The organism is Psychromonas sp. SA13A, from assembly GCF_011378715.1.
Lineage (GTDB): Bacteria > Pseudomonadota > Gammaproteobacteria > Enterobacterales > Psychromonadaceae > Psychromonas.
Genome location: NZ_WTKU01000012.1, coordinates 42,735 through 65,324, shown reverse-complemented (window position 1 = coordinate 65,324; position 22,590 = coordinate 42,735). Strand labels below are relative to the sequence as shown.

The following is a 22,590-nucleotide window of genomic DNA, read 5'->3' as shown; positions in this document are numbered from 1 at the left end:
ACAACCAATAATGGTTTGTTTTAGTTAGCCATCATTAATGAATCATTGATACATTCAAGATTAGAGTTACCCATCAAGTATGCATCAATAGCACGTGAAGCTTCACGGCCTTCATTAATACAACGTACGATCAGAGACTGACCAGTACGCATATCACCTGCGGCAAATACGCCTGCTTGGGTTGTTTGGTAATCGTTAGTTTTAACGTTACCGCGCTCATCTAAGCCAATTGATAACTGCGCTAAAACACCCGTTGGTTCTGGGTGTAAGAACCCCATTGCCAAGAAAGCTTTAGTACAAGGAATTGAACGTACAGAACCTTCAATTTCTTTAAAGTTAGGACGTTGACCCGGTGCTGCTTCTTCCCATTCGATATCTGCAACCACTAACTCTTTAACATTACCATTTTCATCACCGATGAATTCTTTAGTTAGGATTGACCAATGACGATCTACACCTTCTTCGTGTGAAGTTGTTGTTTTCAAGATCATTGGGTAAGAAGGCCATGGCATATTCACAGTACGTTTTTCAGGTGGGATCGGCATAATTTCCACTTGCGTAACCGATGCGGCTTTATGACGGTTAGAAGTACCAACACAGTCAGAACCCGTATCACCACCACCGATAACCACTACATGGTCATCTGCTGCATGAATTTCTTCAGTCTTAAGATCCATACCGTTTGCACGGCGGTTATTTTGACCAAGGAATTCCATTGCAAAATGAACACCTTTTAAGTCACGACCAGGGATTGGTAGGTCACGAGGAACCGTTGAACCACCTGTTAATAACACAACGTCAAATTGCTTACGCAAATCTTTTGCATCAAAATCAACACCAATGTGTGCATTCACAACCATTTTAATACCAGCTGCTTCCATTACCGCAATCTTACGATCGATAATGTCCATACCTAGTTTAAAGTCTGGAATACCAAAGCGTAATAAACCGCCTATTTTTTCATCGCGCTCATAAACAGTCACAGTGTGACCTGCTGAGTTTAATTGCTCTGCTGCTGCAAGACCTGCAGGGCCAGAACCGATGATAGCAATTGTTTTGCCACTACGAGATCTTGGTATTTTTGGTTGAACATAACCATTCTCGTATGCTTTTTCTACAATTGTTTTTTCAATATTACAAATCGTAATAGGATCTTGGTTAATACCTAAAACACATGAAGTTTCACATGGAGCAGGACAAACACGCCCAGTAAATTCAGGAAAGTTATTCGTTGAGCTCAGGATTTCCCAAGCCTCTAACCAACTTTCACGATAAACCGCATCGTTGAATTCAGGAATGATGTTACCAATTGGACAACCGTTATGACAAAACGGTACGCCACAGTCCATACAACGAGAGGCTTGGTCATTAATCTTTTTACCAAACACGTCGTTTTGTACAAACTCTTTATTATCTTTTAGACGCTCTTCAACCGATAATTTCGGTGGAAGTTCACGACCTAATTCTAAAAATCCAGTAGGCTTACCCATTATGCTGCTTCTCCTTTGACTCGAGCTGCTAATGCCGCTTTATAATCACGAGGCATCACTTTAACAACTTTTGCTAAGCTTGCTTCAACATCCGCTAAGAACTTCGCCGCCATATTAGACTCCGTAAGCTCTAAATGTTTCGTGACTTTTGCAATTAACAGGTCTTTATCTGCTTGATCTAGAGGATCGAGGTCAACCAGTTCCATATTACAATTAGCTGTAAACTTATCATCTTGGTCCCAAATATAAGCAACACCGCCACTCATACCCGCCGCAAAGTTACGACCCGTAGACCCTAAGTTGATCATTATACCGCCGGTCATGTATTCACAACCGTGATCACCGATACCTTCAACAACTACTTCTGCACCCGAGTTACGTACACAGAAACGTTCACCAGCCATACCATTAATGTATGATTGACCAGATGTTGCGCCATAAAAACATACGTTACCAACGATAATATTATCTTTAGCAACTAATGTTGATGAGCGGTATGGATAAACCACGATTTGACCACCAGATAAACCTTTACCCCAGTAATCATTTGCATCACCTTCAACAGTAAACTCAACACCCTTAGCAAGGAAACAACCAAATGATTGTCCAGCAGAGCCTTTGAATTTAACTTGCATCGATTTAGGCAAACCTTGGTCGTCATAGACTTTTGAAATTTCATTAGAAAGCATGGCGCCACAAGAACGGTCGACATTAGTGATAGGGAATTCACCCGATACTGCCTCGCCTTTCTCTAACGCTGGTGCTGCTAACTCAATTAGTTTTCTATCTAATACTGCTTCAAGGTTATGATTTTGAGTTGTTTGGTTAAACATCCCATCTTCTTCTTTACCCTGTTGCTTGAATAGAATAGTACTTAAATCTAAGTTTTTATATTTCCAGTGCGTCACATCTTCGCGTACTTTCAAGTTTTGTGTTTGGCCAACCATTTCAGTGATTGATTTGTAGCCTAACATCGCCATGTTTTCACGCATGCCTTGAACCATATAACCAAAGAAAGTAACAACATCATCTACACGGCCGTCGAAACGTTCACGTAATGTTTTGTTTTGTGTTGCGATACCAACAGGACAAGTATTTAAATGACACTTACGCATCATAATACAACCTTCAACCACTAAAGCAGCCGTTGCAACGCCCCATTCTTCAGAACCTAGTAAAGCAGCAATTGTTAAGTCACGAGGTGTTTTCATCTGGCCATCAGCTTGTAACACAACACGGTTACGTAAACCGTTTTTCATTAGCGTTTGATGTGCTTCAGATAAACCTAGTTCCCATGGTAAACCAGCATGACGAATAGATGATAATGGTGATGCACCTGTACCGCCGTCAAAACCAGCGATTAAGATTACGTCAGCTTTTGCTTTAGCAACACCTGATGCAATCGTACCAACACCGGCTTCTGATACTAATTTAACGTTAACACGACCTTCGCGGTTAGCATTTTTCAAATCGTAGATAAGCTGCGCTAAATCTTCGATTGAGTAAATATCATGATGCGGTGGCGGTGAAATTAGACCTACGCCAGGAGTAGAGTGACGAGTACGACCAATCCAGTCATCAACTTTATGACCTGGTAATTGACCACCCTCACCTGGTTTAGCGCCCTGTGCCATTTTAATTTGGATTTCAGCAGCGTTTGTTAGGTAGTACGACGTAACACCAAAACGACCTGATGCTACCTGCTTGATAGCAGAACGTTCCCAATCACCATTTTCTTTTGGTTTGAAACGGATTGGATCTTCACCACCTTCACCAGAGTTTGACTTCGCGCCAATTCGGTTCATTGCTATCGCAAGTGTTGAGTGAGCTTCATGTGAGATAGAGCCAAAGCTCATCGCACCCGTTGCAAAACGTTTTAGAATTGATTCCGCTGGCTCGACTTCGTCAATTGAGATTGGACCTGTTTCTTTAGGTACAAATACAAATTGGCTACGTAACGTTGCTGCATCATCACCCTGTTTATCAACGGCTTCTGCGTATTGTTTGAACTGCTCATAATTTTTGTTACGAGTCGATTCTTGCAATAATGAAATCGTTGTTGGGTTAAATAAATGTTTCTCACCACGTTGTTTCCACTGGTATACACCGCCTACATCTAAACGTTGCACAGGTACTGCACGTAATGGGTAAGCAAAACGATGACGCACTAAAATTTCATGTGCAATATCATCAATTGATAAACCTTGAATACGCGTTACAGTGCCTTTGAAGTAATCATCAACCACTGCTTTACTAATGCCCAATGCTTCAAATATTTGTGCGCCTTGATAAGACTGAATCGTTGAGATACCCATTTTTGAGAAAATCTTCAACAGACCTGCGTCAATCGCATATTTGTAAGATTTAAAGATTTCATCAACAGATTTATCAGCTGGTAAACGTTTCTTGTTTTGTAGATCAACAATCATTTCTTCAATTAAGTAAGCATTAACGGCAGAAGCACCGTAACCGATTACTGTTGCAAAATGATGTGTTTCACGTACGTCACCTGTTTCCACTACGATGTCACACATAGCACGTAGACCACGTTTGATTAAGTAGTGATGTACCGCACCTGTTACTAACATAGCAGGAATTGGCGCATGGTCAGACGTTGCATTACGGTCAGAAAGAATGATGATTGAGTAACCATCGTGAATCGCATCTTCTGCGTAACGACAAATACGTGCTAGCGCTTTTTTCAACTTACCTGGCTCACCAGAAGCGGCAAAGAAAGTTTCTAATGTCTTAGCTTGTAAGTGCTTGTCATCCAGTGCATTAATTTTTTGTAACTCAGCATTACTTAATACAGGCGATTCCAGCTCAACTTTATGACAATGTTCTGGCGTTTCTGCCAGTAAATTTTTGTCTTTACCTAAATAAGTATTTAACGACATAACCATACGCTCACGAATCGGATCGATTGGTGGGTTAGTTACTTGTGCAAATAATTGTTTAAAGTAATGAGATAAATGTTGAGATTGATGTGACAGTACCGCTAACGGCCAATCCACACCCATTGCACCTAATGGCTCTTTACCATCAAGTAACATCGGTAGAATAATGTCATTAACTTCTTCAGAAGTTACACCAAACGATTGTAAACGTTTTAACAATTTACCCGCATCTGGTTGGATATTACGCTCTAATGCTGCAGGCTGATCTTCTAATTTAACTAAGTTATTTTGTAACCAAGTTTCATAAGGTTTTCTTGCTGCAATGCCATCTTTCACTTCATCATCAGAAATGATACGGCCTTGTTCAAGGTCAGCAACAAAAATACGACCAGGTTGTAAACGACCACGTAACTTAATGTTTTCAGGGTCAATTTCAACAACACCTGATTCAGATGCCATCACTAGGAAGTCATCTTTTGTCACTGTATAACGAGATGGACGTAAACCATTACGGTCAAGTGTTGCACCTACTTGTACACCATCGGTGAAACAAACAGAAGCTGGGCCATCCCAAGGTTCCATTAGATTTGCGTGGTATTGGTAGAAAGCACGACGCTTAGGATCCATACTTTTATTTTCTTGCCAAGCTTCAGGGATCATCATCATCAATGCATGAGGAAGACTACGGCCAGACAGCACTAATAATTCTAATGCCATATCAAAGCTTGCAGAGTCAGACATACCGTCAGTACAGATTGGCATTAACATGTCTAATTCAGAACGAGTGAAGAACTCAGCTTCAAGCAAAGCTTCACGTGCTTTCATCCAGTTGATATTACCGCGAACCGTATTAATCTCGCCATTGTGAGCAATGTAACGGAACGGTTGCGCTAAACGCCAACGTGGGAATGTGTTTGTTGAGAAACGAGAATGAACCAATGCAAGTGCAGTCACCATACTTGGATTTTGTAAATCTAAGAAATATTGTGGCACTTGTTCAGTGGTTAATTGACCTTTATATACAATCGTTTTGTAAGAGAAAGTGTTAATGTAAAAGTTATCTTTAATGCCATTAACAGACTCTAAACAAATGCGTGTTGCATAATTACGTAGAATAAATAATTTACGTTCTAATACAGCAGGTTCCATATCAGGACCGCCAGTCACGAACATATGTTCAAACTGTGGTTCGCTGCTTAATGGATCAGCACCAATCATTGAGTTATCGGTAGGTAGTACACGGTAACCAATCACTTCAAGAGAAAGACGTTCAGCAGTTCTTGCTAAAATTTCGCGACAATGGTCACGATGATTTTCATCTTTAGGGAATAGAATGGTTCCTACGCCGTACTGATCAAATTTAGGAAGGGTAATGCCTTCTTTTAATGCTTCTGTTACTAAAAACTCATGTGGTTTTTGTAAAAGAATACCCGCGCCATCACCACTACATGGATCGCAACCTTGACCACCACGGTGTTCCATACGCGCTAGCATATCTAAAGCTTGTGTCACAATCTTGTGAGACTTGCTGTTTTTTAGATGTGCGACGAAACCGATACCACAAGCATCATGTTCCAGTTCAGGCACATAAAGGCCTTGAGCGTTTTGCTCTATATTAGTCATAAACATGTCCTTCAAGATAAAACAGTAATGTTACTTAACTGTAAGATCTAATGTTTTCGAAGTGCTACACACGACTTGTAATTGAGTTACCAAAAACAAGCAATTAATTTTTTTACTTTTTTTGTAAAGGAAACTACTTTCTTATGAAAAGTGCACTTAACAAAAACTCCCTTGACCAAGAAATAACGCGCATAAGAGCAGTACAAGCACAGGGCTTATACATTATTTCTTGAAATCACCCTACTGTTAAAGGTGTAATTTTGTCTGTATTCTATCTTTTAAGCGGCATAAAATCCAATTTTCTTATTCACTTCCCCCGCACTCTCGTGTTAAAGCAATGTTAACCGCATCAGAACCCTTGTGATCACCCTGTTAAAGCCTATGATCCACTAGGAATAAAGCGAGATGGGAGATGACGTCTAAAGATAATGATAAAGATAACTACTAACAAAGGTAGACTCAAACGCTATAAGACACTTACTTTATGAATTTATATTTACGAATAATGCATATAAATTCACAAAAAAATCAACTTAACACCGTTTGATAAAGTAAAGATATCACCATAAGATGCTTAACGGCTAGATTTTATTGTCATTAACTAAATTACAGCGCAACTAAAGACAAGATTCGCTTTAGACAGTAAAAAGCGTAAAATGTTTTTTTATCATAAATCACGGCTACCCATGAAATCGCATCCTTTTTTACAAAAACCTGAAAGTTTATTACTTGTAATGGCTTTTATCATGCCATTAGTATTTTCCGTATGGATGGTGTTGTTGAATAACTTTGTGGTTGAAAAAGCAGACTTTACGGGTGTTGAAATAGGAATTTTACAAAGTTTACGTGAAATCCCCGGCTTTTTAGCTTTTACTGTCATTTATGTTCTCTTATTTATTAAAGAGCAACGCTTAGCGATCCTCTCTTTGGGCATAACGTCGGTAGGTGTTGCTATTACAGGCTACTTCCCACAGGTAATGGGCTTATATTTAACGACTATGTTAATGTCGATCGGGTTTCATTATTTCGAAACAGTTAATCAATCGCTCACCCTGCAATGGATCAATAAATCAGAAGCAGCGCATTTCATGGGCCGAATACTTTCTGTTAAAGCCATTGCTTCATTACTCGCTTATGCCAGTGTTTGGGTTTTGATGGACCACTTCAAAGTAAGTTATGAAGTCACTTATTTATTATTTGGTGGATTAGGCTTAATATTAACGCTCCTTTTAGCTTCAGCTTTTAAACAATTCCCGCCACTTACCGAACAAAGCAAAAAGTTCATAATAAAAAAACGCTATTGGTTGTATTACGCACTGACTTTTTTCAGTGGCGCTCGTCGACAGATTTTTGTGGTATTTGCTGGTTTCCTAATGGTAGAAAAATTTCACTACAGCGTCGCTGAGATCAGTGCATTATTCTTAATTAATTATGTTTTTAATTGGTTGTTTGCCGCTAAAATTGGCAAACTCATTGCTTATTTCGGAGAGCGTTCCGTACTTATTTTCGAATATTTAGGGCTAATTATTTTATTTATTGCCTACGGTTTAGTTGAAAACAGCACTATTGCTGCTTCGTTATACGTTATTGACCACCTCTTTTTTGCGCTAGCAATTGCCATTAAAACTTACTTTCAAAAAATAGCAAATCCAGAAGATATAGCGGCGACGGCTGGTATTAGCTTTTCAATTAATCATATTGCAGCGGTGGTGATCCCTGTATTATTAGGTTTGGTTTGGATAGCTAACCCATCGTGGGTATTTTACTGCGGAGCAGGCTTTGCACTTTGTTCTTTGAGCCTTTCTTTTCTGATTCCTAACAACCCTTCGAAGGGCAACGAATTTACATATCAAACAAGAGAAGCCTGAAAGATGGAAGAGTTTGCACAAAACGTCTATACCATTTTGTCTTATTTAGACGAAGGTAAGTTAATAACCTATGGGCAACTAGCGAAACAAGCCGGCTTTCCTCTTCATTCCCGCCATGTTGGCAAGGTACTAGCGAGGCTACCTAAAGATTCCCGCTTACCCTGGTTCAGGGTGGTGAATTCGCAGGGTAAAATATCTTTAATAGGCGAGGCATTTATCAGGCAAAAGGCTTTATTGGAAAAAGAAGGTATAGAAATAACTGACCAAGGTAAAATTGTAAAATTTAAACAGTACTTGGATTAAATATCAGTTAAAGCTAATTAACTACGAGGTTACGAATTTAAGGTGAAAAACTTCAAGCAAAAGCGAATTAACCACGAAGGCACGAAGTTAAAAGAAGTAAACCTTAAAACAATACAAAAGTTGCTACTTAATTTCTCAGTTTATTTTTTCTTCGTGCTCTTCGTGCTCTTCGTGCAGCGTAGCGGCTTCGTGGTTGCTTAGGTCTTAAATCAAAAGCCATTTAACCACGAAGGCACGAAGTGAAAAGAAGTAAACCTTAAAAAATACAAGAATAAATACCTTTAAATATTTTCTGCTTGTTCTTTTCTTCGTGCTCTCTGCGTGGCTGCTTAGGTCTTAAAGTCAAAAGCCATTTAACCACGAAGACACGAAGTTAAAAGAAGTAAACCTTAAAACAATACAAAAGTTGCTACTTAATTTCTCAGTTTATTTTTTCTTCGTGCTCTTCGTGCTCTTCGTGCAGCGTAGCGGCTTCGTGGTTGCTTAGGTCTTAAATCAAAAGCCATTTAACCACGAAGGCACGAAGTTAAAAGAAGGAAACCTTAAAAGAAGAAAAACATAACTAATTCTTTCTTCTTTTATTTATATTCTCCAAGTGGATAACACAGTAAATAGGTATAAAAAAATCCGAGGCTGTTAGGCATCGGATTTTTATTTTCTGACTTATTGCTTAAGAGTGCCTTAAGCGAATTAAACGACCATTAACACTATCTTAAGTGCGGGGTATTAGTGGTCACGTGCAAGTTTTGTGCACGGTGACGTAATACGTGGTCAAGTAACGTGATCGCCATTTGCGCTTCTGCGATAGGCACTGCACGAATACCAACACAAGGGTCATGACGCCCTTTTGTAATCATTTCTGTTGCTTCACCGTCAGTTGTGATGGTGCGACCAGGAATAGTTAAACTTGATGTTGGTTTTAAAGCAATAGACGCAATGATATCTTGCCCAGTTGAAATACCACCTAATACACCACCAGCATGGTTTGATAAGAAACCTTCAGGTGTCATCTCATCGCGATGTTCGGTACCTTTTTGGTTCGCCACAGCAAAACCGTCACCAATCTCAACACCTTTAACTGCGTTAATACTCATTAACGAGTGAGCTAATTCAGCATCTAAGCGATCAAATACAGGTTCGCCTAGTCCAACCGGCACTCCAGAAGCGACCACAGTGACTTTAGCGCCAACAGAATTACCTTCTTTAATCAACGCTTTCATATAATCTTCAAGCGCTGTAATTTTGCTGGCATCAGGGAAGAAGAATGGATTATTTTCTACTTCATTCCAGTCAATCGTATCCGGTGTAATATCCCCTAATTGGCTTAAATAACCACGGATTTCAACACCAAACTGCTCTTTTAGATACTTTTTAGCAATCGCACCTGCAGCAACACGCATTGCAGTTTCACGTGCAGAAGAACGGCCACCGCCACGGTAATCACGGTGTCCATATTTCTGATGGTAAGTATAATCTGCATGGCCAGGGCGAAATAAATCTTTAATTGCAGAATAATCTTTAGAACGCTGATCGGTATTTTCAATAATCAATCCAATGCTGCATCCCGTCGTTTTACCTTCAAATACACCCGATAAGATCTTTACTTGATCGCCTTCTTGGCGCATCGTGGTATAACGAGATTGTCCCGGACGACGACGGTCTAAATCGTGCTGTAAGTCTGCTTCAGTGATTGCTAAATTAGGTGGAATACCGTCAATAATACAACCTAATGCTGCACCATGGCTTTCACCAAAAGTTGTCACCTTAAAAACTTGACCAATACTGCTTCCTGCCATTTTTAATTTCCCACTTCATAATGTTTGATATTGAAAAGGCACCTTACTCGCCTTTCCAGTTAACTTATTTACAAATTTCAATGCCACTTTTTAATGCTATTTTTCAGTTTTATTTTAAAAGTACTTAAGAGCATTTAGTCTAATTTAAGTGTTTCATTGCAGCTTAAATATCGGCTTATAATTATGCTTAACTATGCTTATTTTATGCTTTTATAGCCTTTTATAGCCTTTTATAGCTTAATTATATTTTAATATTATCAAGCTGTGCTTTAGTTAAAACAAATACGCCATGTCCACCAATAGAGAATTCAATCCATTGGAATGGGATATCAGGATAAGCAGCTTGTAAATGTACCTGTGAATTACCTACTTCTACAAACATAACGCCATCTTCATTTAACATTGAAGAGGCTTGACGAAGCATATCACGTACCAAATCTAAGCCATCATTACCGCAAGCTAATCCTAATTCAGGCTCATGCTTATATTCTTCCGGTAAGTTTGCCATATCTTCAGCATCTACATAAGGCGGGTTTGACACAATTAAGTCATATTTCTCGTTTTCAACACCGCTGAACAAATCAGACTGGATAGGGAAAACTTGCTGCGATACACCATGATTTTGAATGTTAATGTCTGCAACTTCTAAGGCGTCTTCAGATAAATCAACGGCATCCACTTCCGCATCAGGAAAGGCATAAGCACAAGCAATCGCAATACAACCGCTACCAGTACATAAATCGAGAATACGTTTTGGAGACTCTTTTACCCAAGGGGCAAACTTAGCTTCAATTAATTCAGCAATAGGTGAACGAGGCACTAAGGTGCGTTCATCAACGTAAAACTCTAATCCTGCAAACCAAGCACTATTGGTTAAATAAGGGACTGGAATACGTTGTTCAATGCGCGTCACAACCAAATCAACTAACATTTGGCGCTCACGTTTGGTTAGTCGCGATTGCAGAATCATAACATTGCTTTGCAGCTCGATATTCAACGATGGAAAAATTAATTGTACTGCTTCGTCCCAGGCATTATCAGTGCCATGACCAAAAAATAAGCCCGCACGATTAAACTCAGTCACAGCCCAACGTACAACATCTTGAATGGTTACTAACTCTTCAACCGCTTCATCACTAAAAATCGTATCCAATTTATTCTCCACTTGAGGTAAACTTCGCACATTCAACTACCTAGTTTTGGAAAAAACATGACCGATAAAAATAATGATAATGATTTTTCGCTGTTTAGCGCAGAATTTGCTGGTATAAAAAAATTGCAACAGGATACCATAAAATTGCCACCGAAAAACATCAAGAATAAAGCGGTCATTAAAGAAAAACGTGAACAAAATTTTGAGCAGAGCCACTTCTCGGATGCCTTTGAGCCTCATTTACCTGAAGATGGCCCTGTTCGCTACAGCCGAACTGATGCACAAAAATATTTAGTGAAACAATTACGCCGAGGCGATTTCACGCCAGAAATTATTCTTGATTTACATGGTTTGACACAACACCAAGCAAAGAATGAACTGGCTGCGCTGATTAGCTGTTGTAAAAAAGAAGGATTATATTGCTGTAGTGTGATTCACGGAGTGGGTAAACATATATTAAAAAAACAAGTGCCGTTATGGTTAGCACAACATCCCGATATCCTAGCGTTTCACCAAGCACCACTGGAATTTGGTGGCCAAGGTGCTTTATCGGTGTTAGTAGAGTTAGCCGATTGGCAAATGAAAGAAGAAAAAAAGCGTTAACATCCAAGCATTATGACTTAAGAGGATTATGATTTAAGAGTCCAATGTTTATTAAGCAAACTATGATCTTTTAATGTTTTAACCACTTTTTCTAATACTGGTCCCGATGCATGACGACGAGAAACTAAACAACCGACAACAGTCAGCCAACCATCAAACTCGTGTGAAACAGGTAATGAAATAACACTCCCATTGTTGATTTGTTGATGCGCTAATAACTCAGGTACAACAGCCCAACCTATATTATTTTTAACAAGCTCAATCAAGGCCATATGACTGTTTGCATACCAAGCCGTGGGGCTTATTTTATAACTAAACCATAACTCCTTTTTGTGCGCACTACGATGTACACATTGCCGATGAGCTTGCAAATCGGACTCAGTCACTGAGGATAAAGCGGAAAGTGGATGTTGCGGCGATGCAATGGTTAAAAAGCGAGCATGCCCCAAAGTAAAAAAATCCATACCGGTTTTTAATTCACCATCAACATAGATAATACCAATATGAGCTTGTCCCACTCTCACTAACTCTTCCACATCAAAAGTAGAGGTAATGATGATCTCTACATCTGTAATAGGAAACTGATTTGCCAATGGCGAGAGTATAGTCATCAATTCGTCATTAACCACACTTTCATCAATCGCAATGACCAATTCATGTTCAGCTCCCTTCGCTAATGATTCAACCTTCTGATCAAAAAACTGCTGCTGATGCAATATCGACTTTGCAATTGGCAGTAATGCTTTCCCCTGCGAGGTTAAGCTCGGTATGTTTTTTTCCCGGCTAAACAACTCTTGGTTGATCGCTATCTCAAGGTTAGAAATAGCTTGGCTTACGCCCGATTGAGCACGTTTCAACTGGCGAGCTGCTGCCGAGAAAGAGCCTTCTTCACAAATTGTCACAAAGATTTTTAATTGTTCCAGACTATACATGATGCTTACTCGAGAAAATAATAATTCAGACTATCATCATTCGTGATGGCTGTTAATTTTATCCTGTGATAAAGATCACTATAATCGCAATTTCTATCCGTACTTCCTATCTGTATTCACTACCTGTATAGGAACCTTTTATCAAAAACTTAAAGAGAGAGAAAGTAACAAAATGAAACCGATTGAACGTATCTTTCATGCTGTATTATTTGAAGTATTAGCAGTCACCTTAGCAATTGTTGTACTGAGCACATTTACAACCCATGATGCAGGAGCACTATCAGGAACAATGATAGCTGTAGCAACTATCGCGATGGCATGGAATTTCATCTATAACTGGGGTTTTGACCAAATTGTCACAGGCGATAAAACAAAACGTACGTTAATTTTACGTATTGCTCACACTGTTTTATTTCAAATAGGTTTATTAATTGTAACTATTCCTGTGATCGCATTATTGTTGGAAATCGGTTTATGGCAGGCACTTATTATGGATATTAGCGTCACTATTTGCATAACAATTTATGCCTTTATTTATAACTTAACCTATGACCATGCAAGAGCATTTATTGTTCGCAAGCCTTTGGCAGTTAGTTAAGTCATTAATTTTAGCAGTAGTAAAATGCACCATGTATTTTGTAGATTACAAAATACATGGTGCAAGATTAGTGGTCATTAATTGTTTTATTGCTTTCTGTTAATGAGCGTCAGTTAATGTGAGTCTTTTATCACTTGATTCTTTAAGCCTTTTTATTTCACCCCATGATTTTTAATAAATAACCTAAGTAGATTCAAGTTATTTGTTAACTGGTATTAATTGCTATTAAGAATTATCAAGCGTTTTTAATATCATTATATATTTTAAATATATCGATTTGTTCAGCTAAAACAGGACGTTGGAAAAAATACCCTTGAGCAAAGTCACACTTCTGCTGTTGTAACATAGCCAAACTATGTTGGGTCTCCACTCCCTCTGCAATAATTTTCATATCGAATTGTTTACCCATACTAATAATAGTGGATGCAATCGTATCGTAATCACTGACAAAGCTTTTATCGATTTTTAATACATCAAAGGGGAGCTGTCTTAAATAACTTAAACAAGAGTACCCTGTTCCAAAATCATCCATTAATAGCCTAACACCCATTTCTGAAAGTTCATTTAATGTTTTTAAGAACACATCATTATCAGAAACTGTCATGCTTTCTGTAATTTCAAGGTCTAAACAATGTGGGGGAATATCAAACTCAGCAAGTATACTTTGTACTAATTTAGGAAAATTCGGATTGAATAATTGATAAGGAGATACATTCACAGCAATATTTAATTTGCTAGCACCACTATCTCGCCATAGTTTATTTTGTCGACAGGCATTTCTTAATACCCATTCACCTATCTCTATAATCTGACCAGAATACTCAGCAATAGGAATAAATACCTCAGGTGAAACAAACGTATCTGGGTCCAATTGCCAACGTAATAAAGCCTCTGTACCTTGCGTTGTATAATTATTTAAATTAACTACAGGTTGATAAGCAATATGCAGTTGATCTTTATCTATTGCAGAGCGTAATTGAGACTCATAGGATAAACGTCGAGCATGGTCTTTACTAAAAAGATCCTGATAAAATAGATATTGATTTTTGCCCTCTTTTTTAGCTTTATACATGGCTGTATCAGCATATTTAACAAGACTTTCAGCATCATCGGCATTATTTGGATAAACCGAGATACCAATACTAGCAGTGACATGAACCTCGCTATCTTCTAATGCGATAGGCTCAGCAATAACCTTAATAATATTAGCGGCAATATGTTCAACTTCATGAGTATCAGTTGAAAAGTTAACGATAGCAACAAACTCATCTCCCCCAAACCTAAATACAGCATCATTATCACTCATCGCTTTAAATAACCGTTTGGCTATAATATTCAGTAATTTATCACCTTGTGCATGGCCTCGAGTATCATTCACATCTTTAAAGCGGTCTAGGTCAATAAAAAACACGGCAAACTTTTTATCGCCACACATTAAAATATTGTGGTTTATTTTTTTGTCTAACGCGTTTCGATTAGGTAATTCGGTGAGTGAATCTTTATGAGCAAGCAGTCTATTTTTTTTCTCACTAATCATTAATGCACTTTTTGTTTTTTCCATTTTTTCTACAACTTTTAAAATTGCTTTAGCAATAGTAAGCGCCATTAGAAAAAAGACTACTGATAATACAACTGTCACCATCGTTGAGGTTGTAACAATAAAATCAGCTAATTTATTAACCGGTACAATAAACTCAATAGAGTTGATTCTGAATTTTTTATAACCCTCATTAAGGTCAGATTTCATGGTAGCTGGAGAGATCAATCCTTGCTCAAATAATCTAATACTTTCCAATAAGTCATCTGCGATTTTGATATCATATTTACAAATGGTAATGATACTTTCCGCATTGATCATTCTCATAAAAAATCGGTCAATCTTGCTAGGTAATTCAATGCAAGCTTCAGGTTGATCTTGAATTTTTTGTACCACTTTTTTAAGCGTAGCAGTGTCAGGAATGGCATTAGGATAACGAGAAATCAACTCACTGAGTTCGATAACATGATTAAAATGTTGACTATTAAGTTGGTGGAATCTTGCAGCATCAGCAATTTTGAAGGCACTAGTCACAACAATAATAGAAAATAATGAGATAAGTAACATTAAGATGGTGAGTTGTTTATTGATCGTCATTAAAAGTCCATTTTTTAATTAATCTGAATATATCAGTGTAAAACAAATTTCTTTATATAGACTTTATGATGGTTATTTAAGCCTAGTTCAGTGCAAATTTAAGATAAACATCCTTGATTAAAAAACATCAAAGCTCTTTATAAATACCATCCATTTTGTATTATAAAGTTTGAACAAAACCATCAAAGTATATTGACAATAAAAGTATAGAGCAGTTAATAAAAAGCACGTCCAAGTATCAGTAATCAATCATTTCATCAATCTAAAATAACTAATATGGAGTTTCATCTAAAACTTGTTCCTATACATTTATGTACGCATATTAAATGAAAATACATACATAAATGTTAAATAATTGATATTAAGTTAACTGACGCATAGCTTAGGTCACAAAGGCTATAATATAAAGTTTATTCAACACCCCTCATGTTTTTCGAGAAGGCACTCTAATTAAAATTAAGTATTTTGAGTAATAACTGCTTTTTATTAAATGCGAAAACCAAAGTCAGATGCATTATCTAAACTCATAATGATGAAAACTTAGTACATAAGTTTGATCCACTATCAAATAACGCAAGCAAGCGTGCTTAATGTGTTGTAAGTTAATATAAAATAAATTATTTTTTGATATTAGTCATTCTCACATAAATCTAGGTTATCTATTTAAGTTATCTACTTTTTAGATAATTCACTCCATCAATAAGGGTTACCATGATAGGAAAAATAAATAAAAGCTCACTTCTCTTAGGCCTACTTACGTTCATTTTAAGTATAAATGCGGCCAATGCAGCAGAAAAAATTCGTGTTGGGGCATTACGCTGGACATCTCACGCTGCAAGCTTTGTGGCATATGAACGTGGATATTTTAAAGAAGCGGGATTAGATGTTGAATTTAAATTTTTTAAAGCGGCACAACCCATGGCAATCGCTATTGCTTCCGGTGATGTTGATTTTGGTATCACGGCCGTTTCAGGTGGTTTAATTAACCTTGCTGGAAAAGGTGCGATAAAAGTGATCGGTGGTGTGTTAAATGAAGAAGACGGTGTTGATGGTCAAATGATCCTTGCGTCTAAAAAAGCCTATGACGCAGGACTCAAAACACCTGCAGACTTAAAGGGGCACTCCTTTGGTATCACTCAAACTGGCTCATCTTTTCATTATATGGCGCATAAAATAGCACAAAAAGAAGGTTTTTTAGACTCCGATATCAGCTTTAAACCGTTACAAAAAATTGGATCAATTATTGGTGCATTAAAAACTCAACAAATTGATGCTTGGGCAGTGGTACCTCATATCGCTAAAGAGCTGATTAAAAATAAGAATATTACGTTGATTGGCAAAATCTCTGATTATATACCCAACTACCAGGTGACCACTGTTTTCACTTCGTCCAACACCGCTAAAAATAAACCTGAACAGGTGAAATCATTTCTTGCTGCATTTTCAAAAGGTGGAGCTGATTTTAATGCTGCATTAGTAGATAAAACTGCAGGTGAAGAAGCTGCTACTGAAATGGTGACATTAATTCACAAATACGTTTATAGCGATAAACCTTATGATAAAGCCGCACCTTCTATCATCAATGGCGCAATGCGACTTAACCAAGGTGCAAAATTAAATATCGCCAGTATTGAAGATCAATTAAATTGGTTTAAAACCGAAGGTTTGGTTAAAAGTAATATAACAATGGATATGTTAGTTGATCCTAGTTATGTAGATAGCTACTAAATTTGAGTATTTTATGAACTTACATATCAACAATATTTCTCATCGTTACTCAGATGTTAATGTGCTAGAAAATATAAACCTTGAAATTAATCAACACCAGATTGTCTGTTTAGTAGGGCCTTCTGGCTGTGGAAAGTCAACATTGCTTAGACTCATTGGAGGCTTGGAAAAGCCTTCTAGTGGTCAAGTCACACAAATTGGAAATCCACCAGAAAACTCTATTAATCCACTTACCTATATATTTCAAGATTTTGCGCTGCTGCCTTGGCGCAGTGTCTATGACAATATTTCATTAGTGCTTGAAGATCATGGCATCGCCAAAAAAGAAATTAAATCAATCATCGATGATGTACTCGAAAGAACAAAACTCAGTGAATTCGCCAATGCTATGCCCAAACAACTCAGTGGAGGTATGAAACAAAGGGTTGCCATTGCCAGAGCTTTGAGCGTTCGCCCTGCAGTTTTATTGATGGATGAACCACTTTCGGCATTGGATAGCCAAACCAGCGAATTACTGATGGATGATTTAGTTTCTCTTTGGGATAGAGAAAAGTTTACCGCATGCTATGTAACACACAATTTAAGTGAGGCAGTACGCTTAGGTCATAAAATTGTGGTACTCAGCCGAAGACCGGGCACCATTAGCGAAGTAGTCACTATCGACATTCCCCTAAATGAAAGGAAAAACCACAGCGAAGCACTGGATATTAAGCAAAAATATTTATGGAACCTGATGCGCGAAGAAGCTTTACTTGCCGATAAGGAGCTGATCAATGTCAACTAACAAACAGCAAGTGAGCAAAGAAGTCCCCTTTAGAGGAGGTGGTTTTACACATAAACCAATCATTTTTGTTGGCCCACTTGTCTTTGTCTGCCTGATCGCTTTACTTGAATGGGGAACGAGTACGGGATGGATTTCAGACTTAACATTGCCTCGCCCATCAGGTGTAGCGCAAACCCTTGTTGACCTTTACAACTCAGGCCTGTTATTTAAGCATCTACTACCTTCATTAACACGTTTACTAATGGGTTCAATAATGGGTATAACTGCCGGTATTGCTGTCGGGCTATTAATTGGGCTGTTTAATCTAGTGAGAGCGGGTGCATTACCTGTTGTTGCCGCCCTTTTCCCTGTGCCTAAAATCGCCCTTTTACCTTTATTTGTGATTTGGTTTGGCATTGATGAAGGCTCAAAATATGCTTTGATCGCTTTAGGATCTTTCACACCGACCGTAGTGGCGACCTATGCAGCTATTGATAATGTGGATAGAGGTTATATTCGCATGGGGCAAAGCTTTGGACTGTCATGGGTTTCAATAGTACGTAAAATTGTATTACCCGGTGCGCTTCCAGGCATTCTGTCAGGACTTAGAATTTCCCTTGCAATATCAATTATTCTTTTAGTTGCTGCAGAAATGCTAGGGGCAAGTTATGGAATAGGCGCTTATGTGCTTGAAGCAGGATCACTTTATGATTTAGAGCGTCTTTTTGCAGGTGTATTTATATTGTCTGTGCTTGGCGTAATTATAAATTGGTTTGTTGGTGTATTAGAGCATCGACTTTTAAGTTGGAGAACTTAGAAAGTAGTGCTTATAAAGATTTCTATCAAAAGTATCTTCCGGTCACACCCGAAGGAACATTTATGACAGCGCTTTAAGACTGTCGGAAAGCAAAGCAGTAGCTATTTTTCTCAGCTAGCTACTGCTTCTTAATTAACGATTGCTGTTTTGTAGCTATCTAAATATTTGTACCTAGTATCTGCATCTAAAAGCTCGAAACTTACACCTAGCAACTATCAATCTAGCACCTAAAATCTAACAACAATAATCATTGTTTGATTGACATTAATATGTCCAATGCTTGATGACGTTTTTCGCTATCATAAAGATCATTTGTAAATATAAATTCATCAATATTTAATTGCTGTGCGATTATTTCCAGTTTGTGCTTGATACTCGTAGGGCCTCCTATCACGCTAAGACTTAAAAAGTTATCTACTTGTGCTTTTTCCTGTGCGTTCCATAAATTATCCATGCTAGTAACCGGTGCTTTTAACCATAAACCTTGACCACGCATTAATGCCAATACGCGTTGCTTTGAAGTGGTGGATAAATATTCAGCTTCTTCGTCGGTTGCGGCGGCAACGAGTGGTAGTGCAAGCATAAAGTAAGGTACTTTAAGTGTTTCAGAGGGTTTAAATTCACGTCGATATAACGCCACAGCATCATGCAAGAATCGAGGAGCAAAATGGCCGGCAAACACATAAGGTAAGCCTTTTTGTGCAGCTAATTGCGCACTAAATAAACTAGAGCCTAACAACCACAGCGGCACATTTGTATTTTCACCGGGGATGGCACGAATAGAATGCTTTCCATCATAGGGACCTAATAGTTGTTGTAACTCACTCACTTCAGAAGGAAAGTTATCTGCACGGCGTAAATCACTGTTTAATGCTTGGCTAGTTACTGGATCACTGCCCGGAGCTCTGCCTAAACCCAAATCAATTCGCCCTGGATATAAACTTTCTAGAGTACCAAATTGCTCTGCGACTACTAAAGTGGAATGATTAGGTAACATAATACCACCTGAACCTACACGGATTTTTTGGGTATTACCCGCAATATGACCAATTAAAATCGACGTTGCAGCACAAACAATACCAGGCATATTATGATGTTCAGCAAGCCAAAAACGATGGAAGCCAAGTTGATCGGCGTGTTGCGCATACTGAGTACTTTTTTGTAGTGTTTCAGAGACACTTGCATCTTCCCGCATGGGCGCAAGTTCTAATAATGAAAAAGGGATATTAGCTAACAATGTTTCACCTCGTAATGAAAATAAACTTATCACGGCAAAAATATAACAATCATAATCAAGCTGTAAGCAGTATTTCAAGTTATAGCAAATTTTCCCACTTTTCAATGACAAAGACTCTCAGCTAAAAAATAGCAAGGGCAAGGAGCAGATTAAAATGAACATTATTAACCTACCCTCATTTATCAATAATCTCACTTCAAGCTTTCAGCCACTGGTTTGACTTTTACTGCACCATTGCCGTTTATTTTTACTGCTACATTATTGGTTGTATTAACCGAAGGTGATAACACAGAAGCGATGGAGGCAAACACAATAATGCTAATACCAATACTTTGTGTAATAACAAGTTGCTCATTTAAAATAAAGAACCCAGCCAATGCACCTAAAACAGGTTCTCCACTTGTGAGTACACCATAGGTTTTAGTCGGTAAATGTCGTAATGCTTGCATCTCCAAAACTAAAGGGATCAAACTCGATAATAATGCAACGCAGATCAACAACCCCACTATTTCGATGCTCATATCACTTAAAGAAAATGAGTTTGCTGCTACCGGTAATAGCGCCATCGATGCAACGATTAACCCTAACGCAGGGGCTCTAAAACCGTGAGCGGCACCTGCTTTTTTACCAATAATAATATAACTCCCCCAAAAAAAACCAGCAATTGCTGCATACACTAAGCCCCGACTATCTAAGACTACATCACTTGAAGCACTAGGGATCAGTAGATAAATACCTATCGCTGCGAGTACCGCCCACATAAAATCACTTTTCTTTTGAGAAAAAAGAATTGCAACCAATAACGGACCAATTAATTGAACAGCTAATCCAACGCCAATGGGGATAGTTTTAATGGCCAAATAAAAAAATAAGTTCATGCCAGCAATGGAAATACCATAAAGAAACACTGAACCTCTATTTTGACGCGTTATTTTGACCTCCCACACACGACAAACAAAAAACAACATGATCGCCGCCATAGTTAAGCGCATAAAAGTAACGCTTTCAGGTTTGACAGAAGAAAATATAGACTTCGCCAGTGAGGCCCCAACTGTGATTGATAACATCGCGACTATTATCGCTACAACAGCGAATAGAGTTTGATTTTTATTGATTAAGGAACGCATAGGCTTCTCACTTTGATGAAGAAATATCTGTGATAAAATTTATCAATAATGAGTGATTAATATTGTTTATTTAGCGGGCAATATGATAAAAATTATCATTATTCATTTAAAAAAGGCCTTGTAATTATGGACAACATAGATCTTAAGATTCTTCAACAACTACAAATAGATGCCAAGACATCGATGGCTGAGATTGCAGCACAAATTGGCCTCTCTGAACCTGCTTGTTATCGTCGAGTAAGAGAGTTACGCAAAAGTGGTGTTATTGAAAAAGAGATGGCGATCATCAAACCTAAAAATATGGGCTGGCCGTTAAGTATGATGTTATTGGTTGAATTGGAAAGAGACCATAGCACTATCGTCAATGCATTTTTAAGCAGAATAAATAAACAACCAGAAATCATCGACTCATGGTTTGTAACAGGCGATTATGACTTAGTTTTACAAGTGATCGCAGCAGATATGGAAGCCTTCGATCAATTCACACAACAAGTGCTACATAAGGATAATAGCGTCAAAAACTTTAAAACTTTAGTTGTGATGCGTCACTCCAAAGCACATGGCGCTATTCCACCAGCTCAATAATAGAAAATGCTTTATATCTAGTTTTGCTTTTTAACTTAATGTGAAAAGAACACTACTACTCACTTTACGTATTCGAAATGAGGTTACTTAACCTCAATTCTGGATAATGAAAGCGTATTCATATTTAAATTCATAAAGCTATATTGCACATTAGACGGCATCACTAGTTTTGTGAAGTTTAAAGCGGTTTAATGAAGTAATAACCGGTTATCCCAAGATAAATCAACACAGAAACTATTAAAAAGAACGGTGTTGACTTGTTTTGCTTATCCCAAGGAGGTCACTTAATCATTTGTTGATGCATTGCTTTAACCAAAGCAACTAGAGCATCTTTTGATAACTTATCAGCCTTGTGAACGGTATCCGCTAGGCTTTTTTTGTCAGCGACAATTGGCATGAAATCAATGGTTGGCTTAAGTACTTTTTTAATTAATTTTTTAGCTGTTTCAGGATCATTATTAGCAATAATTTCCAACACTTCCGCTTTCATTGCAGCATTTTTATCCAACAGTAACTTAGCCACGTGAGTAAAACCTACGACTTCACATTGCGCTAATGTGCCAAATTTAGGCAGCATACGCCAAGAAATCAACGTATTAGGTGTTACTTCTTCAATATCTGTTGAACACTCATCGATAACATTTGACCAAACCCAATCTAGAAAAGCTTCATCACTACACAGTATTTCTCTCGCTTTGTTACAAGCTTTACCAATTTTATATTTAGCTTCTTGTTTCTGTTCTGCCGTGGGTGAATCAAAATCAATATAATGTGTTGTATTTAAATATTGTAAGATAATTTCTTGCTGTTCTTGTAACGCTGAGCTCATGAGTATGCCTATTTTAAACACTTTTTAATGTGTCGTTTTTATGTGTATGTTTTACGTATATTGACGAATTCAGCGCAGTGTATCGGCCACTCGCTAGAAAACCAATA

The 22,590-nt window shown here is 37.9% G+C and carries 17 protein-coding genes; 8 read left to right on the top strand and 9 right to left on the bottom strand.

Features of this window, described 5'->3' with window-relative positions; genetic code table 11:
* Positions 1 to 20: 20 nt before the first annotated feature.
* Both GQR44_RS12010 and gltB read right to left on the bottom strand, forming a co-directional pair.
* The gene (locus GQR44_RS12010; RefSeq protein WP_166372013.1) at positions 21 to 1,490 is read right to left on the bottom strand and encodes a glutamate synthase subunit beta; all 1,470 of its coding nucleotides are present in this window, start codon (positions 1,488 to 1,490) and stop codon (positions 21 to 23) included.
* Positions 1,490 to 6,010: a glutamate synthase large subunit gene (gltB, locus tag GQR44_RS12005; RefSeq protein ID WP_166372012.1), complete on the bottom strand. Its 4,521-nt coding sequence runs from the start codon at positions 6,008 to 6,010 to the stop codon at positions 1,490 to 1,492. Before gltB ends, GQR44_RS12010 begins: the two co-directional genes overlap by 1 nt.
* A gap of 686 nt (positions 6,011 to 6,696) precedes the next feature.
* Between gltB and GQR44_RS12000 the strand changes: the two genes are divergently transcribed.
* A complete protein-coding gene (locus GQR44_RS12000) occupies positions 6,697 to 7,878 on the top strand; it encodes an MFS transporter (RefSeq protein ID WP_240923641.1) in 1,182 nt (393 codons plus the stop codon).
* 3 nt (positions 7,879 to 7,881) lie between these two features.
* Positions 7,882 to 8,181, top strand: a complete 300-nt coding sequence (locus tag GQR44_RS11995) for an MGMT family protein (protein ID WP_166372011.1) — start codon at positions 7,882 to 7,884, stop codon at positions 8,179 to 8,181.
* Positions 8,182 to 8,888: 707 nt separating this feature from the next.
* Here the strand turns inward: GQR44_RS11995 and aroC are convergent.
* Both aroC and prmB read right to left on the bottom strand, forming a co-directional pair.
* Entirely contained in the window at positions 8,889 to 9,977 is a 1,089-nt protein-coding gene (gene aroC, locus GQR44_RS11990; protein ID WP_166372010.1) for a chorismate synthase, read from the bottom strand.
* Between the two features lie 241 nt (positions 9,978 to 10,218).
* Positions 10,219 to 11,130, bottom strand: a complete 912-nt coding sequence (prmB, locus tag GQR44_RS11985; protein ID WP_166372009.1) for a 50S ribosomal protein L3 N(5)-glutamine methyltransferase — start codon at positions 11,128 to 11,130, stop codon at positions 10,219 to 10,221.
* A gap of 57 nt (positions 11,131 to 11,187) precedes the next feature.
* Here prmB and smrB point away from each other — a divergent pair, with 57 nt between their 5' ends.
* Positions 11,188 to 11,733 (top strand): endonuclease SmrB, encoded by a 546-nt coding sequence (smrB, locus tag GQR44_RS11980; protein WP_166372008.1) that lies wholly within the window; start codon positions 11,188 to 11,190, stop codon positions 11,731 to 11,733.
* A 26-nt stretch (positions 11,734 to 11,759) separates the two neighbouring features.
* Here the strand turns inward: smrB and GQR44_RS11975 are convergent, their stop codons facing one another.
* Positions 11,760 to 12,665 carry a LysR family transcriptional regulator gene (locus GQR44_RS11975; protein ID WP_166372007.1) on the bottom strand — a complete coding sequence of 302 codons (906 nt, stop codon included), beginning with the start codon at positions 12,663 to 12,665 and terminating at the stop codon, positions 11,760 to 11,762.
* Positions 12,666 to 12,837: 172 nt separating this feature from the next.
* Between GQR44_RS11975 and GQR44_RS11970 the strand changes: the two genes are divergently transcribed.
* On the top strand, positions 12,838 to 13,263 hold the full coding sequence (locus tag GQR44_RS11970; RefSeq protein ID WP_166372006.1) for a PACE efflux transporter: 426 nt from the start codon (positions 12,838 to 12,840) through the stop codon (positions 13,261 to 13,263).
* A 235-nt stretch (positions 13,264 to 13,498) separates the two neighbouring features.
* Here GQR44_RS11970 and GQR44_RS11965 read toward each other — a convergent pair whose 3' ends face one another.
* The gene (locus GQR44_RS11965; protein WP_166372005.1) at positions 13,499 to 15,397 is read right to left on the bottom strand and encodes an EAL domain-containing protein; all 1,899 of its coding nucleotides are present in this window, start codon (positions 15,395 to 15,397) and stop codon (positions 13,499 to 13,501) included.
* A gap of 711 nt (positions 15,398 to 16,108) precedes the next feature.
* Here GQR44_RS11965 and GQR44_RS11960 point away from each other — a divergent pair.
* From GQR44_RS11960 to GQR44_RS11950, 3 genes are read left to right on the top strand one after another with little or no spacing between them, the layout of a single operon-like run.
* Entirely contained in the window at positions 16,109 to 17,125 is a 1,017-nt protein-coding gene (locus GQR44_RS11960; protein WP_166372004.1) for an ABC transporter substrate-binding protein, read from the top strand.
* A 13-nt stretch (positions 17,126 to 17,138) separates the two neighbouring features.
* Positions 17,139 to 17,909 carry an ABC transporter ATP-binding protein gene (locus tag GQR44_RS11955; protein ID WP_166372003.1) on the top strand — a complete coding sequence of 257 codons (771 nt, stop codon included), beginning with the start codon at positions 17,139 to 17,141 and terminating at the stop codon, positions 17,907 to 17,909.
* The gene (locus GQR44_RS11950) at positions 17,899 to 18,705 is read left to right on the top strand and encodes an ABC transporter permease (protein ID WP_166372002.1); all 807 of its coding nucleotides are present in this window, start codon (positions 17,899 to 17,901) and stop codon (positions 18,703 to 18,705) included. The genes GQR44_RS11955 and GQR44_RS11950 overlap by 11 nt, the downstream gene beginning before the upstream one ends.
* Before the next feature lie 247 nt (positions 18,706 to 18,952).
* Here GQR44_RS11950 and GQR44_RS11945 read toward each other — a convergent pair whose 3' ends face one another.
* Complete coding sequence (locus GQR44_RS11945) at positions 18,953 to 19,942, bottom strand: LLM class flavin-dependent oxidoreductase (protein ID WP_166372001.1); 990 nt, start codon at positions 19,940 to 19,942, stop codon at positions 18,953 to 18,955.
* Positions 19,943 to 20,133: 191 nt separating this feature from the next.
* Entirely contained in the window at positions 20,134 to 21,069 is a 936-nt protein-coding gene (locus tag GQR44_RS11940; RefSeq protein ID WP_166372000.1) for an EamA family transporter, read from the bottom strand.
* A 126-nt stretch (positions 21,070 to 21,195) separates the two neighbouring features.
* On the opposite strand from GQR44_RS11940, the gene GQR44_RS11935 reads away from it, so the two are divergent.
* The gene (locus GQR44_RS11935; RefSeq protein ID WP_205963056.1) at positions 21,196 to 21,654 is read left to right on the top strand and encodes an Lrp/AsnC family transcriptional regulator; all 459 of its coding nucleotides are present in this window, start codon (positions 21,196 to 21,198) and stop codon (positions 21,652 to 21,654) included.
* A 280-nt stretch (positions 21,655 to 21,934) separates the two neighbouring features.
* Here GQR44_RS11935 and GQR44_RS11930 read toward each other — a convergent pair whose 3' ends face one another.
* The gene (locus tag GQR44_RS11930) at positions 21,935 to 22,483 is read right to left on the bottom strand and encodes a hypothetical protein (RefSeq protein ID WP_166371999.1); all 549 of its coding nucleotides are present in this window, start codon (positions 22,481 to 22,483) and stop codon (positions 21,935 to 21,937) included.
* Between the last annotated feature and the right edge of the window lie 107 nt (positions 22,484 to 22,590).

Bases quoted from the DNA above. Each gene is read 5' to 3' on its own strand.
- GQR44_RS11965 (WP_166372005.1), bottom strand. From the start codon at position 15,397: ATGACGATCAATAAACAACTCACCATCTTAATGTTACTTATCTCATTA.
- GQR44_RS12010 (WP_166372013.1), bottom strand. From the start codon at position 1,490: ATGGGTAAGCCTACTGGATTTTTAGAATTAGGTCGTGAACTTCCACCG.
- GQR44_RS12000 (WP_240923641.1), top strand. From the start codon at position 6,697: ATGAAATCGCATCCTTTTTTACAAAAACCTGAAAGTTTATTACTTGTA.
- GQR44_RS11955 (WP_166372003.1), top strand. From the start codon at position 17,139: ATGAACTTACATATCAACAATATTTCTCATCGTTACTCAGATGTTAAT.
- GQR44_RS11975 (WP_166372007.1), bottom strand. From the start codon at position 12,665: ATGTATAGTCTGGAACAATTAAAAATCTTTGTGACAATTTGTGAAGAA.
- GQR44_RS11970 (WP_166372006.1), top strand. From the start codon at position 12,838: ATGAAACCGATTGAACGTATCTTTCATGCTGTATTATTTGAAGTATTA.
- aroC (WP_166372010.1), bottom strand. From the start codon at position 9,977: ATGGCAGGAAGCAGTATTGGTCAAGTTTTTAAGGTGACAACTTTTGGT.
- GQR44_RS11935 (WP_205963056.1), top strand. From the start codon at position 21,196: ATGGACAACATAGATCTTAAGATTCTTCAACAACTACAAATAGATGCC.
- GQR44_RS11930 (WP_166371999.1), bottom strand. From the start codon at position 22,483: ATGAGCTCAGCGTTACAAGAACAGCAAGAAATTATCTTACAATATTTA.
- GQR44_RS11950 (WP_166372002.1), top strand. From the start codon at position 17,899: ATGTCAACTAACAAACAGCAAGTGAGCAAAGAAGTCCCCTTTAGAGGA.
- GQR44_RS11960 (WP_166372004.1), top strand. From the start codon at position 16,109: ATGATAGGAAAAATAAATAAAAGCTCACTTCTCTTAGGCCTACTTACG.
- GQR44_RS11940 (WP_166372000.1), bottom strand. From the start codon at position 21,069: ATGCGTTCCTTAATCAATAAAAATCAAACTCTATTCGCTGTTGTAGCG.
- smrB (WP_166372008.1), top strand. From the start codon at position 11,188: ATGACCGATAAAAATAATGATAATGATTTTTCGCTGTTTAGCGCAGAA.
- gltB (WP_166372012.1), bottom strand. From the start codon at position 6,010: ATGACTAATATAGAGCAAAACGCTCAAGGCCTTTATGTGCCTGAACTG.
- GQR44_RS11995 (WP_166372011.1), top strand. From the start codon at position 7,882: ATGGAAGAGTTTGCACAAAACGTCTATACCATTTTGTCTTATTTAGAC.